The following is a 16,550-nucleotide window of genomic DNA, read 5'->3' as shown; positions in this document are numbered from 1 at the left end:
ACGAGTGAATCAACGAGTGAGGCTGAGTTCGCCGGGCGCGCCGGCGAGCGTGCGGTCCGGCCGGCAGTTGACGAGCATGATCGCGAGCGTCAGCACATAGGGCGCGGCGTTGAAGAGGTAATAGCCGCTCGTGACGCCGATGGCCTGAAGCGCCGGACCCAGCGCGCCCGCGGCTCCGAAGATCAACGCGGCCCACAGGCACCGCAACGGCTGCCAGCGAGCGAAGATGACGAGCGCGACGGCCATCAGGCCTTGTCCGCTCGACAGCCCTTCGTTCCAGCTGCCGGGATACACCAGCGACAGATACGCGCCGCCGACACCCGCGAAAAAGCCGCCGGCGGTCGTCGCGAGAATGCGCACGCGCGTGATCGGATAACCCATCGCGCGGGCGCTTTCCGCGTTTTCGCCGACGAGACGCAGCGCCAGACCCCAGCGCGTGTGACGCAAGCCCCACTGCAATGCGAACGCGAGCAGCACCCCGGCGATGAACAGCGGATTCACATGCAGCGCGTTGTGCAACTGCGGCGACGACGCCCATGCGCCGAGGTCGATCGACGGCAGCATCGGCGCCTGCGGCTCGATGAACGGCTTGCCGAGATAGAACGCGAGGCCGGTGCCGGCGAGCATCAGCGCAATGCCGAAGGCAATATCCGACACGCGCGGCAGCGAGCACACGAGACCGTGCAGGCAGCCGAGCAGCAGCCCGGCGCACCCGGCGGCGAGCACGCCGAGCCAGGGCGAACCGGAGAGGTACGCGGCGGCGTAACCGGTCATCGCGCCGGAAACGAGAATGCCTTCGAGCCCGAGGTTGACGCGGCCGCCCTTCTCCGTCAGGCATTCGCCGATGCTCACGAACAGATACGGCGTGCTGACGCGGATAGCGCCCGCGAAGAGCGACAGCAAGAGCACGGCGACGGGTGAATGTGCATCAAACATGCGTGCCCTCCAGTCCTGCGGCAGAACGCGCGGCCGACATCGCCTGCAAGCGGATGCGCCATGCCGCGAGGCGGCCGCCCATCGCCTCCCACGCGAGCAGGTTCGCGAACAGGAGACCCTGCAGGACGAGCGTGGTGGCGTCGGGCAAGCCCAGACGGCGCTGCAAGAGCGACCCACTCGCCTCGATGCCGCCGACGAGGACCGCGCACAACACGATGGCGAGCGGATTCTGGCGCGCGGCGAACGCGACGAGGATGCCTGCATAGCCATAGCCGGCGAGCAGCGAGGCGTTCGCGCTGCCCTGCACCGCCGCGACTTCGAACATGCCGGCGAGCCCCGCCGCTGCGCCGCCCATCGCGCATGCGGCGATGGCGAGCCCGTTCACCGGCAGGCCGACGAGCTTCGCCGCATGGTTGTTGCCGCCCGCGACGCGCATCGCGAAGCCCTTGGTGCTGTGACGCACGAAGACCCATGCCGCGATGCATGCGAGCGCGCCCCACAGCAGGCCCCAGTGCACGTCGAGGCCGGGCAGCGAACCGATGGCGAGCGCGTCGGGGACCGGTGGCGTCGACGGTTTGTTGAGACTCGCGGGATCGCGCAACGGACCTTCGACGAGATGCTTGAACAAGGCAATCGCGATATAGGACATCAACAGGCTGCTGATGGTCTCGTTGACGCCGCGCAACTGCCGCATCGCGCCGACCGCGCCGATCCACGCGCCGCCCGCGAGCATGCCGGCGAGCGCCATCAGCGGGGCGGCGGCGAACCACGGCATCGCGGCGGGCACGTGCGCCGCCACGACGGCCGACGCGAGTCCGCCGAGCGCAAGCGCGCCTTCGCCCCCGATCACGATCAGCCCGACCTGCGCGGGCAGCGCGACGCACAGGGCCGTGAGCATCAACGGAGCGGCGCGCAATAACGTGCTCTGCCATGCGAATGACGAGCCGAACGCGCCCTGCCCGATGAGCAGAAGCGCATCGTAGGCGGGTTGGCCCTGCACGAGCAGGAACAACGAGAACAGCGCCAGCGTGCCGGCGAGCGCGAACAGCGTCGGCAACGCGGGCAATGCGCCGACGGCTGCGCGCGATAACAAGGAAGAAGATGGCATCTCAGCTCCGCGAACCCGATCAGATCTGCCCGACGACGCCCGAGACGAGATAGTTCATGCTCTCCAGCTTGATATCCGTCTGCGCGTAAGCGGTGCCGGACGCGATGGCGCTGCCGCCCTTGTTGTCCTTCAACGGGCCTTTGAAGATGACGTATTCGCCCGCCGCCATCTTCGACTTGATCGCATCGGCGTTGGTCCTGGCGTCCGGCGTGACCTTCGGGCCATAGGGCGACATCTTCACGAAGCCTTGCTTGAGGCCGCCGCGCAGAATGTTCGGTTGCGGCTTGCCCGTCTGCGCATCGGTGACGATTTCCCTGAACGGCGTCTGCCAGTCCCATTCCGCTCCGGTCAGATAACCCTTCGGGGCAAGCGCGGCCTGGCTCGCGTGATAACCGCAGCTCATCGCGCCGCGCTTCTCCGCCGTTTCGATGACCACCTTCGGGCCATCGACGTGGCAGGTGAGCACGTCGCATCCCTGATCGATAAGACTGTTGGCGGCTTCGGCTTCCTTGACCGGCATCGACCAGTCGCCGGTGAAGATGACATGCGTCGTGATCGACGGATCGACCGATTGCGCGCCGAGCGTGAACGCGTTGATGTTGCGCAGCACTTGCGGAATCGGCTTGGCGGCGACGAAGCCGAGCTTCTTGCTCTTGCTCGCGTGACCGGCCACGACGCCGTTGAGGTACTGGCACTCATCGATATAGCCGAAGTAACTCGCGATATTCGACGGCTCGCCCTGCTTCCACAGGCCGCCGCAATGCGCAAACCGGACCTTTGGATACTTCGCGGCCATTTTGAGCACGTGCGGATCGAAATAGCCGAACGAGGTCGCGAAGATCAGCGTCGCGCCGTCCTGCTCGATCATCGCTTCCATCGTCTTTTGCACGGCGACGGTCTCGGGAACGTTCTCTTCCTCGACCACTTTCACGCCCGGCATCTTGCGAATGACCGCCGTGGCCTGCGCCTGCGCCTGGTTGTAGCCGTAATCGCCCTTCGCGCCGACGTAGATCACGCCGACGGTGAGGTTGCTCGCGCCGAATGCGAGATCGAACGGCAAGGCGCTGCCGAGCGCGAGCGCGCCCGCGCCTTTGATGAACTGGCGGCGATTGGTCATGGTGTGGCTTCCTGTGTGAATGAATCGTCAGAATGGGGATGCGACGCGGTGCCGGTGCGCGCGCCAGCCGCCGAATGAAGTGATGTCGCGTTGTGATCGTGCCGATGCCGAGCGGCGCGGGTATCGCCGCGCGCGGCGCATTACGCAGCAAGCCGCGCCTTCGACGAGCGAACGGACCGTGATGGGCATAGCAGCCACAGGTGCTTCCATGAGTTCAATCTTGAATACAAGTTGGAACTCGCAATGCACTGTCCATGCCAAGGAAGTTTTTCGCTTTCGATTCAGAGACTTGATTCGATGAAGCCGATGGGCGCCGACGCCAGCCGACCCATTCGGGGTCACGCTGCGGCCAGCGATGGTGCGTGCGATCCCCCTGCGGGTGCACTGTCGGGAAGTTGCATTTTTTGGCGATGCCGACTATTCGCCGCACGTGGCGGCCGTCGCGCCGACTGCAATCATTTGCACGGGGGAAGGAAGCGCCGGGCAACGTCCCCGGCTGCGAACGCTAAAGCGGATCTCGCCCGTGCTCCCGCAGATCAGGCTCAAAGAAAATCAGCGCGCTGACGAAAAATGAGCCCGCAGTTCATTCTCCAGGCGGTCGATGGTGCTTACGAGATCGTCTGCGCACTTGTGCGGTCCGAGTTCGGCCTGAACGGCGACGACCACATCGTCCGACCAATTCGGCACGATGAGACTGACGACGCGCCGCAGTTTCACGGCGGTTTCCTGATCGGACTGAGCTTTCCTTCGGCGACGCGTCGCGAACGATCTCACGAAGAGGACCGTTCGACGCGACGCGCCTTGCGATCAGGGTCCGCGTCGTCAGCGGATGTCGATCGTTCGACCGACGCGGCCGCGCGAGCGAGGGGCCTGAGCCGACCCTTCAGCCCGCGCCCTGACCTATCCGTTCACTTCTTATAGATACGCTGCCGTGTCTGTGCGAGTTGGGCAAGAATGGCGTCGAGCTTCGACGGGTCGGCCACGAACTGCTGCATGCCCTTCATGCCTTCGTCGGCCATTTCCTTGGTCATGTCGCGGTCATAGAACTGCGCAATGCCGCCCTTGGTGTTCGAGAGAATCTGGAATCCGATCTTCGATATCGGATCTTCCGGTTCCGGCGACTTGCTGTTCGCGGAGAGCGAGCCGAGTCCCTTGGCCAGTTTGGCGCCCATCTCCGGCGTTTCGACGAAAGAGAGGAACGCATGCGCGTCGCTCTTGTTCTTCGCCTTCGACGGAATATGCAGCGATTCGACCGGCCCGTCTTCCGCCGTCGGAACATTCGAGTCGATGATCGGGAACTGGAAGTAGCCCATGTTCGGCTTTACCCTGGGTTCATGCGGAGGTCCGTTATGGCGGACTGCCGGACTGGATTGTCGATCAGATGCCGACGCGTAGCGACGATTCGCTGTATCTGGACCACGTGCGCCGCTTCTATGGCGAAATTGCGCGTCAGCTGAACGGACTGCTGTGGAAGGACGGCGGGCCGGTCATCGGCGTGCAGATAGAGAACGAGTACAACCTCACGGGAATCGGTCAGGGCCGCCAGCATATCGCCACGTTGATTGATCCGCATGCGCCGCTCGTGCTGACGATACTCCCGCTTCGCGCCGACGCCCCGATCTATCTCGACTCGCAATTCGATCCGCGGCCATGCGTCGAAGGGCAGATCGCCGAGCTCACCGCAGTGACCGTCGTGCCGGAATATGAAGTCGCGGTGCGATAGCGAGCGGCAGTCATGCGTCAGACGACAAAAACCGCCGTTGACGCGCGCAACTCGCCGGCTTGAGCTTCGAGCGCATTCGTCGCAGCCGCGGCCTCTTCAACGAGCGCAGCGTTCTGTTGCGTCACCTGGTCCATCTGCGATACCGCCTGGTTGACCTGTCCGATGCCTTTGCTCTGTTCTTCAGATGCTGCGGCAATCTGGCTCATCAGCACAGTGACTCGCTTGATGGCTTCCGTCATCTCCGTCATGGTCTCGCCGGCGTCCTCGACGTGCGTCGTTCCAGCGCGGACTCGTTCAACGGACCTGTCGATCAGTTCCCGCACTTCTTTCGATGCCGCTGACGACCGTTGCGCGAGGGAGCGCACTTCCGAGGCAACCACGGCAAAGCCCCGGCCGTGCTCGCCCGCGCGTGCGGCTTCGACGGCAGCATTCAGTGCCAGGATGTTGGTCTGAAACGCTATGCCCTCGATGATTCCGGCGATCTCCGCGATCTGCCTGGAGTCGCCGTTGATCGCTTCCATCGTCGCCACGACATCGGAGACCACGCTCGCTCCGCGGTGCGCGACGTCTGCCGCTGCGGACGCCAGACGGTTCCCTTCGTGCGCATTAGTCGCATTATTCGTCACCGTCGACGTCAATTCTTCCATGCTCGCTGCAGTCTGCTGGAGTGATGCCGCCTGTTCTTCTGTACGCACCGAAAGATCGAGGTTGCCGGCCGCAATTTCCTTGGACGCAGTAGCGATTGAATCCGCGGACGTCTTGATGGCCGTGACGGTCTGCTTGAGTTGCTCCTGCATACGGCTGATCGAATAGAGAAGGCTCGTGCGATCGCCCGCTTCGGTCACGACCGACGTCGATAGGTCGTTGCTCGCAATCCCGTCTGCGATTCGAACCGCATATTCGGGCTCGCCGCCAAGCGTGCGTCGCAGGGAGCGGTTCAACAAAACTGTCGTCAGCGCAAGCAGCGCAGCCATGCCAGCGAATACCAGAAGCGCGCGATAGACCGACCGCATGAAGTCGGCCTGAAGATCATCGAGGTAGACGCCCGTCAGAATCGTCCATTGCCACGGCGCATAGGAGGCAACACGGCTGAGCTTGGGCACACTCTCGCTCGCGCCCGGCTTCGGCCAGCTATACCGCAGAAAGCCCTGGCCGTCGCGCTGCGCAAGCGCTACCGCATCGGACCACATGTGAATGCCGTCTTTGTCGTGAACATCTTTGGCACTCTTGCCTTCCATCTCCGGCTTCGTGGAGTGCATCACCAGCGTGACATTGGGATCGATGATGGCGAAATAGCCATCGCCGCCGTAACGCATCACGCGCACGCGCTCGGCCGCCTGTTTGCGTGCTTCGGCGTCCGTAAGCTGGCCGGTCTGCACTTTCGCCGCATAGTCTTTGATCGTATTGAGGGCAGCGTCCGTGACCGCGCCGAGCGTGGAGCGGCGTTCCTCGAATCGGATCGCGCGCATTTCGAACGCATCGAAGATCGAAAGCGCGGTGAGGCACACGAGGCTGATCGCGAGGGGAATCCACATGCGGACGCGGAACGGAATATTTTTCATTATTCGTTGCTTAGGGAAAACCCTTGTTTACGGCAACATTACCGATTCCTTGAGTGCTCTCTAGGGGTGGGCGGCGCAAATGTACATTCGCGCTTATCGCAAAGCTGCGGCGGCAAGTCATTGGCCAGCTCGCGCAAAGCCGATGAACGCGGCAGACCCCGGAACCGAAGGTGCCGCAAGCCTCGAATTATTTGCTTACCTTTCTAAACTTCTCTCCTGAAAGGTTTTCGTAATATCGTATGCCCTTCACTCCGGAGAAACCGTATGAATCGACCGAAACGGATGTTGGTAGCCAACATTGCCTGGGCCCGGGAAACGGCCGAAACCGATCCGCAGTTCTTCCCTCAACTCGCGCAAGGGCAAAGCCCGAAGGTCCTGTGGATCGGCTGCGCGGACAGCCGCGTGCCCGCCGAGACCGTCACGCAGTGCAATCCCGGCGATCTGTTCGTTCATCGCAACATCGCCAATGTGTTCAGTCCTTCCGATGACAACACCATGAGCGTCATCGAATACGCGGTGAAAGTGCTGAAGGTCGATCACATCATCGTCTGCGGGCATTACGGCTGCGGCGGCGTGCGCGCGTCCTTGCTGCCGCTTTCGCGCGATCTGCCGCATGTGAATCGACGCATCGCCCCGTTATGCGCGCTCGCCCAAGCGCATCGGCACGAACTGCAACACCTCTCCGATCTGGATGCGCGCACGAACCGGCTCGCGGAACTCAATGTCCTCGAACAAGTGCGCCTGCTGCGTGCCGAGCCTGTCGTTCGTACGCGCGAGACGCCGCCGCTCGTGCATGGCTGGATCTTCGGCCTGCACGACGGCCTTATCAAGGAGCTTGCATCCGCTTATGACGATGATGCAGCGCGACCCGTAGAACGCGTGGCTTCCGAAGCGCTCAAGACAGCAGAACTTGCCGCCCGCTGAGCGTGCGGTGACGCCGCAGGCCACAACTTCGCCCTAAAAGTCATTCGAGAACATGAAACCAGCCAATCGTTTAGCCGACTTTCCGCGCGACCTGTTCGCGGGCACAGTCGTTTTTCTTGTCGCGATGCCGCTATGTCTAGGCATCGCCAATGCGTCGGGCGTCGAGCCGTTCGCGGGGCTCCTGTCGGGGATCATCGGCGGGCTCGTCGTTGCGTTGCTGAGCGGTTCACAACTCAGCGTGAGCGGACCCGCGGCGGGGCTCATCGTCATCGTCGTAGATGGAATCGCGGGCCTCGGCAGCTTCTCTGCATTTCTGCTTGCGGTAGTGCTATCCGGCGCGATCCAGTTCGGCTTCGGCCTGCTGAAGGCGGGGCGCTTCGCGGCCTATGTGCCGTCGTCGGTCATCAAGGGCATGCTGGCGGCCATCGGCCTCTTGCTCGTCATCAAGCAGATCCCGCTGGCTGCGGGTTTCGCCAATGAAGGCGCGCCGGCAGCAAGCGGTGCCGGCATGCTGAATACGCCGTTCGGTCCCGTTTCGATTGCCGCGAGCCTTGTCGCCATCGTGTCGCTTGCCATGCTCGCGGCCTGGGAAACGCGCGCGTGGCGCCGCTTTGCGATCGTGCGCGCGGTCCCCGCGCCGCTCGCAGTCGTGGCACTGGGCATTGGCATGACGTTGCTACTCGATATGTTCGCGCCCGGCATTGCGCCGCCTGCGCAGCATCGCGTTGCGTTGCCCGCGCTCGAATCGTTCGGCGCGTTTGCTGCTGCGCTCGAACTTCCCAACTTCGCGGAGCTCGTCAATCCGAATGTATGGCGTCTTGCAGTGACGCTTGCCATCGTCGCGAGTCTGGAGACCTTGCTCAGCCTCGAAGCCGTCGAACAACTCGATCCGAAGAAGCGCGCCGCGCATCCCGACCGCGAGTTGAAGGCGCAGGGCATCGGCAACATGATGGCGGGCGCGATAGGCGCGTTGCCGATCACATCGGTCATCGTGCGCAGTTCGGCCAACGTGCATGCGGGCGCGCAAAGCCGTTGGGCATCGTTCATTCATGGCGCGCTGCTGCTGGTGAGCGTGTTTGCGCTCACCAGCGTCATCAACCTGATTCCGCTCGCATGTCTCGCAGCGATTCTGATCTTCACGGGTCTCAAACTGGCGAAGCCTTCGTTGTTTGCCGCCATAGCCCGACAAGGCATGGAGCGCTTCCTGCCGTTCATCGCCACGATTGCAGGCGTGTTACTGACCGACTTGCTGATGGGCATCCTGCTCGGCATAGCCTGCAGCCTGCTGCTGGCGTTGCGCGCGAATCTCAGGCGGCCCATCACCATGGCGCAGCACGACGACCACTATCTTCTGTCCTTTCGCAAGGACGTGTCGTTCCTGAGCAAGGTGACGCTCAAGCATCATCTGCGCACGATCCCGAATGGCGCGACCGTCATCATCGATGCCACGCGCGCCGATCATGTCGATGGCGACGTGCGCGAGATCATCGACAAGTTCATTGCCGATGCGCCCGCCAAAGGCATGCATGTGGAATGCAGGCAGATGCCGCGCGCGGAACCGCCGCGATTGCGCATGCGGCTCAGGCCGGAGTAAGCATCGACGACCGGCGCTCGCCGGTCGAAAGCGCGGGAAGCCACGCCGCTATCGATGCCAACGGTTTATAGCTCGCTTGTTTCCGGCTGCAATTCCGGCCACGAGAACGGCTGCTGCAATAGCGCTTTCATCGCATCGGGCGTCAGCGGGCGACTGTATCGGTAGCCCTGTATTTCCGTGCAGGCGCTCTCGCGAAGGAACGCGAGCTGCTGATCGCTTTCGACGCCTTCGGCAATGACCTTGAGATCGAGCTGACGTCCGAGGGAGATCACCGCCATTACGATTGCCCGGTCGTCGGCCCTGCCCGGCAGTTCGCGCACGAATGACTGGTCGATCTTCAGGCGTGCAATCGGAAAGTGCTTCAACGCCGACAGGCTCGAATAGCCCGTGCCGAAGTCGTCGATGGAAAGCTTCACGCCCATCGCCTGGAGATCGCACATCGTCCCTATCGCGCCGTCGAGGTCCTGCATGATGACGCTCTCGGTGATCTCCAGTTCCAGATATTCAGGCGCGAGGCCGCTTTCGTCGAGCGCATGTTGCACCTGCTGCGCGAGTCCCTTTTGCAGGAACTGTCGCGCCGACACGTTGACGGCCACGGTCACGGGCGGCAGCCCTTCGTCCTGCCACGCCTTGTTTTGCCGGCAGGCCTCGCGCAGCACCCAGTCGCCGATCGGCAGGATCAGTCCCGTTTCTTCCGCAATCGGAATGAACGTCGAGGGCGAGACGACGCCATCGGTCGGATGATCCCAGCGCAGCAACGTCTCGATGCCGTTGATCACGCGCAAGTCCAGATCGACCTGCGGCTGATAGACGAGACGGAACTCGCCATTGCTGAGCGCGTGACGCAACTGTTCCTGATATCGCAGGCGCTCGTGAACCTTCTGGTTCATGTCGGCGGTGTACGCCTGGCAGTTGTTGCGCCCCTGTTCCTTCGCGTGATACATGGCGGCATCGGCGTTCATCAGCAGCGTGTCGGCGTCCCGACCGTCGTTCGGGTAACTCGCATAGCCGAGGCTGCAACTCACCTGATAGTTCTGCCCTTGCAGCTTCGCGGGCTGAAGAATCGCCTCGCGCAGCCGCTCCACTGTTTCGACGACGCCCGACCCGCTCTGGTCGTCCTCGAGCAGGACGATCACGAACTCGTCGCCTCCGAGCCGCACCACGGTGTCCGTGCTGCGCACCGTCTGGGACATGCGCTCGGCGACCGTCTGCAGCAGTTCGTCGCCTGCGCGATGTCCGAGGCTGTCGTTGATGAGCTTGAAGTTGTCGAGATCGATGAAGATCGTCGTCACGCCGCGCCCGTAGCGCTGCGCCTGCAATAGCGCCTGCTTCAGTCGATCCGACAGCAGCGTGCGGTTCGGCAGCCCGGTGAGCGAGTCGTGGTTCGCCATGTGGCGGATGCGCTCCTCGGCGAGGCTTCGCTGAATGGCGATGCCCGCGATACGCGTGGCGAGCGCGATGGCCTGCGATTCGGCTTCGCTCGGGCGAAGCATGCCGTGCGTGTAGACCGTCACCTCGCCGACGGCCGCGCCGTCCGCCGACAACACCGGGAACGCCCAGCTCGAACGCACGTCCGCGAGACCGGCGATCGCCAGTTCGCTCGCCACGGCAGCATCACGCGCGACGTCCACCACGCACACCGGCTGACGCGTGTAGGTCGCCTTGCCGCTCAGACGCGCGTCGGCGTTGATGCGCGTTTGCGCCACGGCCTCGTGGAACGTCTCGGGCAAACTCGGCGCCGCCCCGACGCGCAGCAGATGGCCGCCGCCTTCGCGCAGCAACACCGCGCAGCGCGCGCCCGGAATCTGCGATTCCAGCCCGCGCACGATGCGATCCAGCACTTCGTCGAGCGGCACGCTCTTCGCGATCATCTCCAGGATACGGCTCTGTTCGACGCGCCGCGCCTCCGACGACTTGCGAGCACTGACATCGCGCACGATGGCTACCACGCCGCCGTCGACCGGCACGACCTGCCGATACAGCCACAGGGTCTGCCCGTCGGCGCGGCGCTGCTGCCACTCGTGCTCGCGCACTTCCAGCGTGGTCGCCACCGCAACGAACTCGTCCAGCACGCCATCGGCGCGCGCGCCGGCGAAGGCTTCATCGAGCGCGCTGCCGATCAGCTTCTCGCGCGGCACGCCCAGAATTTCCACGCCGCGCCGGTTGGTCGCCTGCAAGACGAAATCGTCGATGACGCCGCCGTGACCGCGCACCGCGCTGAACACCAGAAACGCGTCGATGCTCGCCTCGGAGGCAGCGAAGTACGTCTGCTGGGCTTGCCGCTCGCGCCGCCGGCTCAACGCCAGTTGCCAGCTCGACCGGCTCAGTGCGGCGGCGATCGCGATGACCGCGAGACTCAGCGCGCCCGTCCAAAGGAAGTCTGCGCGCCGGCGTCGGCCGAATTCGGCGAGTTGCTCGTCCTGATCGAGACCGACCACGGCGGTGAGCGCATAGCCGGGCAACTCTCGCACGCTCGCATAGCGGCGTGCGCCGCGGTCCCACGGACGCGCGATGGCCCGCTGCGACGCGTCGCGCACCGTGGCGAGCGCGTCGCCGGCATAGGACGTGCCCCACGACAACGATTCGCCGATCTGCTCCGCGCGCGCGACACCGTCCGGGCCGAGCACGGCGAGCAGTCCGCGTTTGCCCATGCGCGCCGCATCGTAGTTGCTCGTCAGATACGACGGATCGAACGACAGCATGACCGCGCCGCCGAAGCGGCCGCTCGCGTCGCGCAGACGCCGGCTGAACGTTACTTCGGGCGCGCCGTCCTTGCCCGACTGCGCCACGCGGCTCATGAACGGCGCGCGGGCGTCGTACGGGCGATCGCGCTGGGCGGCGAACCACGGCTCATCCGATGCATCGCTCGCCATGCCTGGCCGATTCGTCGCGACGAGCCGCCCGTTGGCATCGGCGATGGCGATGCGAAAGACGATCGACGACGGCAGCAGCCCCTGGTCTTCCAGCCGCGCGAGACTGCTCGCGCCGTTCGCGCCGTACGCGAACTGCACGGTGCGAAGCGTCTGGTCGATGGTCGCGAGGTTGCGCACGAGCTGCGCCTCATACGTATCGGCGAGTTCGCGGCTCAGCTCGGCTGCCGCCACTTCGGCGGCCTGATGTTGCGTGTGAACGAATTGCAGCACGATCGTCCAGATGATCGCGAGCAGGAAGCCTGCGAAGACCGGGATCAGCACGTGCGCTTCGAGCGCACGGCGCGACTGGCGTTCGCCGCCACCCGTGGGACCGGGCGACGGAGCGAACGAAGCCCGTCCGCCGACGCCTTCGACGAGCGATGCAACCACGCGGGTCTTGTCGAGATCGATCATGAACGGCGGCTCAGGGACGCGGAGCCAGCACGACCTTCACGCTCGCATCGACATCTTTCTTGTCGATGTAGGCGATGGCTTGCGGTCGGGACTGGAGATAGCGCTTGATCGCGGCGGCATCGGCGAGTTCGCGCGGCGGCTGCGCGCGGCCGGTGAAAATCAGCTTCGACCAGTAAGCGCGCAGTTGCGATGCCGACTTGCCCGTGCAGTCGCGATAGAAGTCCGCGCGCAGCACCGAATCTTCCGGCTGGTCGAGCGGGACGGCTTCCTCGCCCGACGGAAAGTAGCCGGTGCGCCCGAGGAAGATATCGGCGACCTGGTTTTCGGTGAGCGACGTCACCGCGTTTTTTGCCGATACGACGACGACCACATCGGCCATTGCGGCAGACGCGGACAGACCGAGCACGACGGCCATCGCGGTTGACTTGACGTGTGCGAAGAGCGACATGTCGGCTCCTCAGAACACGAAGTCGAGCGCGGCCGAGAACACGTTGCTTCCGCTTCCCAGTGTGTAGCCCGGCTGCTGGTTGATGTAGGTGCCCGTCGAGTTCGAGGGCAGCCAGACATGGTCGAACTGCACCTTCAGGTCCACGTTCTTGACGAAGTCCCAACGCACGCCGACGGAGACGTCGCGCTGACCGTTGTTGTAATTCGGAATCGCGACCGGATGATCGAGGCTGTGCTCCTCGGCGTAGGTCGCGTAAAACGTCGCTTTCGCATAGCGCACGCCGCCCGTCACATACCCGCTGACGTAGCCGGGAGTGACCTGCGCGGTCGTCACGCGGGCAAGTTCTGCCTGCACGAACCATCGGCCGGGGTCGTAGCTTGCGGCGACCGTGTAGACGTTGACCGGCTCGTCGGGCAGCACCGGCAACTTGACGGTCGCGTGCTGGTAACCCGCGTGTCCGGTGAAGTTGCCGAATTCCACGGTGTCGTCGAGACTCAGAATGCCCTTTCCCTCCGTGCGAGATGCTCCGGGGTTCACATGCAAGACCGTGTAGCCGTACGCCACGCGCACGGTATTCGACACGCCGCGGGTGCCGAAACGGTATGAAACGTCCGCGCCGTCGCTGTTGGTGAGCGGCTGCGTGTTGTACATCTCGACCGGCAGGCGCACCCAGGGAAATGCATAGCCGACGTTGCGATACTCCGAATTAAGGAAAGTCGGCAGCTCGATGCGCCCCACGCGCACGCTGAAGTCCGGCGTGAACGCATACTTGACGTTGGCCCATTCCAGACGCGGCTTGAACGAGTTGTCGTACTCGTGCTGCGCGAGCACCTGAATGACAGCGGACAGCTTGTCGGTGAAATGCGCGGACAGTTGCACGCCCAGCTTCGAATCGCTTTGGAAATCGTACTTCCGCGTGGCGCCCGCGCCGTTCGGCTGAAGCGAGCTGTCGATGTAATCGGCCGTGCCGAGCGTCGAATGCGCCATGCCGAGCGTGCCGAAGCCGCTCAGCGTGAACATGCTGCGTGAGTCGTCGGCGCAAGCGGGCAACGAGGCCAGCATGCTGCAGCCGAGGACGGCTATGCGTGTGGTGCGAACAAGCCGCTGGTCGCTAAAAATCATTGGCGAGCACTGAATCATGAGAGAGAAATGTTTTCTAACCTCTCATAACGGCACGACTGTACTCACCCTGAAGCAGTTGCACCAAGTGTCTTTTTGAAAGGCGAATAACACCTCGTCTGAGAGTAGCCGGGTGTTGTTTATCAAGCGCAAACGGTTTCGCGAGCAAATTCTGTGGTTGGCGGCGTAATTCCACATCGACAAAAATGCGACGGATGAGTGCAGTAGGTTGCGAAGGCGCTTGATACCGCCGCTGATTCTCACCGGCACGCCTTCGAACGCTGAGCGCGCCCAACAGCTCTTCCGATGCGGAACAAAAGTTGCGAAGGCGACCTTTTCGACAAGCGATCTGCTGAGCGGTGACGAACGAATGGCCATTCGTTCGCCTCTTTCAATGTCCAATGACAACATCCCTTCCGCTGGAAAACGCGACGCTTCCAGAGAACGTTGCGAACTGCGATCAAGAACCTATCCACGCCCTAGGCCATATCCAGCCGCACGGCGCCCTTCTGTGCTTCGGTAGAGACGGCAAGCTCGTCGCTTTGAGCGAAAACGCGCCGTCAGTTTTGGGTCCGCTTCCCGCTGTGGGATGCTCTTTGACCGCAACGCATCTGGACGATGGCGCGCGTGAAGCCATTCGCAACGCACTCCAGCACCCGCCTCTTGTAGCCGAGAGTTCGCAATGGCAGTCTCCGCGCGGCGATTGCTTCGACCTCGTCATTCATTGCTCTGCCGGCGTGCTGGTGGTCGAGTTCGAGCGGGTGCCCCCGGATACCCCGAGCGCCTCGCAGTTCGCGCTGTATTGCCAAAGGGCGATCCAGCGCCTGCAGAGCAAGCAGTACGACGATGTGGCAGACCTGCTGCAAGAGACTGCGCAGGCTATTCGTGCCATGACCGGCTTCGACCGCGTCATGGGCTACCGCTTCATGGATGACGGAAGCGGAGAAGTGATTGCAGAAGCCAAGCGCGAGGACCTGACGCCTTACTTGCATCAACGTTATCCCGCGAGCGACATTCCAGCACAAGCTCGTCGTCTGTATACGCTCAATCCGATCCGGCAAATCGCTTCCGTTGCAGCCAAGCCCGTCCGTATCGTTCCCGGCGTCAATCCGGACACGAACGCGCCTTTCGACCTGAGCCATTCCGTGCTCAGGAGCGTGTCGACGATCCATATCGAGTATCTCCGCAACATGGGCGTATGCGCGTCCATGAGCGTCTCGATCATTGTCGACGGCAAGCTCTGGGGATTGTTCGCGTGTCACCATATGCGACCGTATAGGGCTTCGCACGCAGTACGGCTCTCGTGCACGGTGCTGACGCAGGTCGTGTCGATCCTCGTCTCGCAGACGCAAGCGCGCTTGCGCCTTTCGCACGACCACCAGACGCAGGAGTTGGGGCAGCGCGTCGCTTTCGATCTGACGCGAGCCGACGATCTCATCGCCGGTCTCACCGCGGCTGCGCCCGCGATTGTCGCGCTCGTGGATTGTGACGATGCCTTCGCCGTCGTCGATCAGGAGGTGGTACCGCTCAAAGGAATAGAGGTGGCGCATCGCGAGTCGATCGTGTCGCTCGTGGCACGCGTTGTCGACGCCCGGCAGGACATGCTCGCGACCGCCTCCTGGACGCGCGATCTGAACGACCTCGAACCCATTCGCACAGAAGGCGGCGCGGCCGCCGGATGCCTCGTCATCCACGTCGGAGGCGACGTGCCGGTTGCCATCGTGTGGGTGCGCCACGAACTCGTCGAGACCATCAACTGGGCCGGCCCGGCCGAGAAGGTCGTGGCGCAGGGTCCGAACGGACCGAGGCTCACGCCTCGCGGTTCCTTCGAAGTATGGAAGCAGGTGGTCACAGGCTCCTGCCGCCCCTGGAATGAATCGAATCTGCGTGCTGCGCGCGAATTGCGGGCGATTCTTCAGGACGTCGCGCTACAGCGCATGCGAGAAGCCGAACGCGCCAAGACCACCTTGCTTGCCACGCTCGGCCACGATTTACGCAATCCCCTGCAAGCAATCAACATGGCGATGTTGCTGATGGGCCGTGGCCTGGCGTCATCGGTCGATACGGCCCGTCGTGTAGAAGGCTCGACCCAACGGATGCAATCCCTCATCAACTACATTCTGGATGTGAGCCGCATTCGCTCCGGTCTTGGGCTGGGACTCAAACGACAGTTCGTCTCCCTGCGCGACGTGATCGAGAGCACCGTGGAGCAGAACCAGTTGGCGCATCCGGGCGTGACGATATCGACCCGGCTGGCCGACATTGGCGGCGACGCCTTCATCGATCCGGACAGATTCAGCCAGGCACTCACCAACCTTATCAGCAATGCCCGCCAGCACGGGGACATCTCACAGCCGATCGAAGTGACCACGTCGGTGCACGGGACCACTCAGGTCGTCGAGGTCAGCAATTGCCTGCGCGAGCGTCCCAGCGTCTCGTTCGAAAAGCTCCTCGATCCTTTCAAGAGCGGGTCGATCGATGAAGCTAATAATCGAGGAGGGCTGGGACTGGGTCTGTATATCGCCAATGCGATCATCAAGGGACATGACGCTGCATTAGACGGCCGTTTCGAAGAGGCTCGTGCGCGGGTGTTTATCCGGCTCGATCAGGATTCGATGCGGTAATACTGGAGAACGGATTGCACTCCGTTGACCGTCCCATCGGGCGCAAGTCGCCACGCGCAACGGTGGTCC

12 protein-coding genes and 1 pseudogene are annotated in these 16,550 nt (G+C 63.4%); 4 read left to right on the top strand and 9 right to left on the bottom strand.

Features of this window, described 5'->3' with window-relative positions; genetic code table 11:
* Window positions 1-9 precede the first annotated feature (9 nt).
* From NCR37_RS25315 to NCR37_RS25295, 5 genes and pseudogenes are all read right to left on the bottom strand, one after another.
* Entirely contained in the window at window positions 10-936 is a 927-nt protein-coding gene (locus NCR37_RS25315; RefSeq protein ID WP_250475551.1) for an ABC transporter permease, read from the bottom strand.
* The gene (locus NCR37_RS25310) at window positions 929-2,044 is read right to left on the bottom strand and encodes an ABC transporter permease (protein WP_250475550.1); all 1,116 of its coding nucleotides are present in this window, start codon (window positions 2,042-2,044) and stop codon (window positions 929-931) included. The genes NCR37_RS25315 and NCR37_RS25310 overlap by 8 nt, the downstream gene beginning before the upstream one ends.
* A gap of 19 nt (window positions 2,045-2,063) precedes the next feature.
* Window positions 2,064-3,161 carry a BMP family ABC transporter substrate-binding protein gene (locus NCR37_RS25305; RefSeq protein WP_250475549.1) on the bottom strand — a complete coding sequence of 366 codons (1,098 nt, stop codon included), beginning with the start codon at window positions 3,159-3,161 and terminating at the stop codon, window positions 2,064-2,066.
* A gap of 552 nt (window positions 3,162-3,713) precedes the next feature.
* A complete protein-coding gene (locus NCR37_RS25300; RefSeq protein ID WP_250475548.1) occupies window positions 3,714-3,878 on the bottom strand; it encodes a hypothetical protein in 165 nt (54 codons plus the stop codon).
* Window positions 3,879-4,069: 191 nt separating this feature from the next.
* Window positions 4,070-4,486: pseudogene (locus NCR37_RS25295) on the bottom strand (carbohydrate ABC transporter substrate-binding protein); the annotation flags it as partial.
* A gap of 56 nt (window positions 4,487-4,542) precedes the next feature.
* Here NCR37_RS25295 and NCR37_RS25290 point away from each other — a divergent pair.
* A complete protein-coding gene (locus NCR37_RS25290) occupies window positions 4,543-4,884 on the top strand; it encodes a beta-galactosidase (RefSeq protein ID WP_250475547.1) in 342 nt (113 codons plus the stop codon).
* Between the two features lie 17 nt (window positions 4,885-4,901).
* Here NCR37_RS25290 and NCR37_RS25285 read toward each other — a convergent pair whose 3' ends face one another.
* Window positions 4,902-6,419: a methyl-accepting chemotaxis protein gene (locus NCR37_RS25285; RefSeq protein WP_350029094.1), complete on the bottom strand. Its 1,518-nt coding sequence runs from the start codon at window positions 6,417-6,419 to the stop codon at window positions 4,902-4,904.
* 291 nt (window positions 6,420-6,710) lie between these two features.
* Between NCR37_RS25285 and NCR37_RS25280 the strand changes: the two genes are divergently transcribed.
* Both NCR37_RS25280 and NCR37_RS25275 read left to right on the top strand, forming a co-directional pair.
* A complete protein-coding gene (locus NCR37_RS25280; protein WP_250475545.1) occupies window positions 6,711-7,370 on the top strand; it encodes a carbonic anhydrase in 660 nt (219 codons plus the stop codon).
* A gap of 52 nt (window positions 7,371-7,422) precedes the next feature.
* Window positions 7,423-8,964, top strand: a complete 1,542-nt coding sequence (locus NCR37_RS25275) for a SulP family inorganic anion transporter (protein WP_250475544.1) — start codon at window positions 7,423-7,425, stop codon at window positions 8,962-8,964.
* Between the two features lie 65 nt (window positions 8,965-9,029).
* Here NCR37_RS25275 and NCR37_RS25270 read toward each other — a convergent pair whose 3' ends face one another.
* The 3 genes from NCR37_RS25270 to NCR37_RS25260 are packed head-to-tail and all read right to left on the bottom strand — an operon-like array spanning window position 9,030 to window position 13,800.
* Window positions 9,030-12,290 carry a bifunctional diguanylate cyclase/phosphodiesterase gene (locus NCR37_RS25270; protein ID WP_250475543.1) on the bottom strand — a complete coding sequence of 1,087 codons (3,261 nt, stop codon included), beginning with the start codon at window positions 12,288-12,290 and terminating at the stop codon, window positions 9,030-9,032.
* Between the two features lie 10 nt (window positions 12,291-12,300).
* On the bottom strand, window positions 12,301-12,738 hold the full coding sequence (locus NCR37_RS25265) for a phosphate ABC transporter substrate-binding protein (protein ID WP_250475542.1): 438 nt from the start codon (window positions 12,736-12,738) through the stop codon (window positions 12,301-12,303).
* A gap of 9 nt (window positions 12,739-12,747) precedes the next feature.
* The gene (locus tag NCR37_RS25260) at window positions 12,748-13,800 is read right to left on the bottom strand and encodes a porin (RefSeq protein ID WP_502800590.1); all 1,053 of its coding nucleotides are present in this window, start codon (window positions 13,798-13,800) and stop codon (window positions 12,748-12,750) included.
* A 458-nt stretch (window positions 13,801-14,258) separates the two neighbouring features.
* Between NCR37_RS25260 and NCR37_RS25255 the strand changes: the two genes are divergently transcribed.
* Window positions 14,259-16,481, top strand: a complete 2,223-nt coding sequence (locus NCR37_RS25255; RefSeq protein WP_250475540.1) for a GAF domain-containing protein — start codon at window positions 14,259-14,261, stop codon at window positions 16,479-16,481.
* Window positions 16,482-16,550 lie beyond the last annotated feature (69 nt).

The organism is Caballeronia sp. GAFFF1 (assembly GCF_023630705.1).
Lineage (GTDB): Bacteria > Pseudomonadota > Gammaproteobacteria > Burkholderiales > Burkholderiaceae > Caballeronia.
Note: the sequence above shows the minus strand (reverse complement) of the source record. Positions and strands in the feature narration are given on the sequence as shown.

Excerpts from the sequence above, each read along its gene's own strand:
- NCR37_RS25315 (WP_250475551.1), bottom strand. The coding sequence starts at position 936 with ATGTTTGATGCACATTCACCCGTCGCCGTGCTCTTGCTGTCGCTCTTC.
- NCR37_RS25310 (WP_250475550.1), bottom strand. The coding sequence starts at position 2,044 with ATGCCATCTTCTTCCTTGTTATCGCGCGCAGCCGTCGGCGCATTGCCC.
- NCR37_RS25305 (WP_250475549.1), bottom strand. The coding sequence starts at position 3,161 with ATGACCAATCGCCGCCAGTTCATCAAAGGCGCGGGCGCGCTCGCGCTC.
- NCR37_RS25290 (WP_250475547.1), top strand. The coding sequence starts at position 4,543 with ATGCCGACGCGTAGCGACGATTCGCTGTATCTGGACCACGTGCGCCGC.
- NCR37_RS25285 (WP_350029094.1), bottom strand. The coding sequence starts at position 6,419 with ATGTGGATTCCCCTCGCGATCAGCCTCGTGTGCCTCACCGCGCTTTCG.
- NCR37_RS25280 (WP_250475545.1), top strand. The coding sequence starts at position 6,711 with ATGAATCGACCGAAACGGATGTTGGTAGCCAACATTGCCTGGGCCCGG.
- NCR37_RS25275 (WP_250475544.1), top strand. The coding sequence starts at position 7,423 with ATGAAACCAGCCAATCGTTTAGCCGACTTTCCGCGCGACCTGTTCGCG.
- NCR37_RS25270 (WP_250475543.1), bottom strand. The coding sequence starts at position 12,290 with ATGATCGATCTCGACAAGACCCGCGTGGTTGCATCGCTCGTCGAAGGC.
- NCR37_RS25265 (WP_250475542.1), bottom strand. The coding sequence starts at position 12,738 with ATGTCGCTCTTCGCACACGTCAAGTCAACCGCGATGGCCGTCGTGCTC.
- NCR37_RS25260 (WP_502800590.1), bottom strand. The coding sequence starts at position 13,800 with ATGCTGGCCTCGTTGCCCGCTTGCGCCGACGACTCACGCAGCATGTTC.
- NCR37_RS25255 (WP_250475540.1), top strand. The coding sequence starts at position 14,259 with ATGACAACATCCCTTCCGCTGGAAAACGCGACGCTTCCAGAGAACGTT.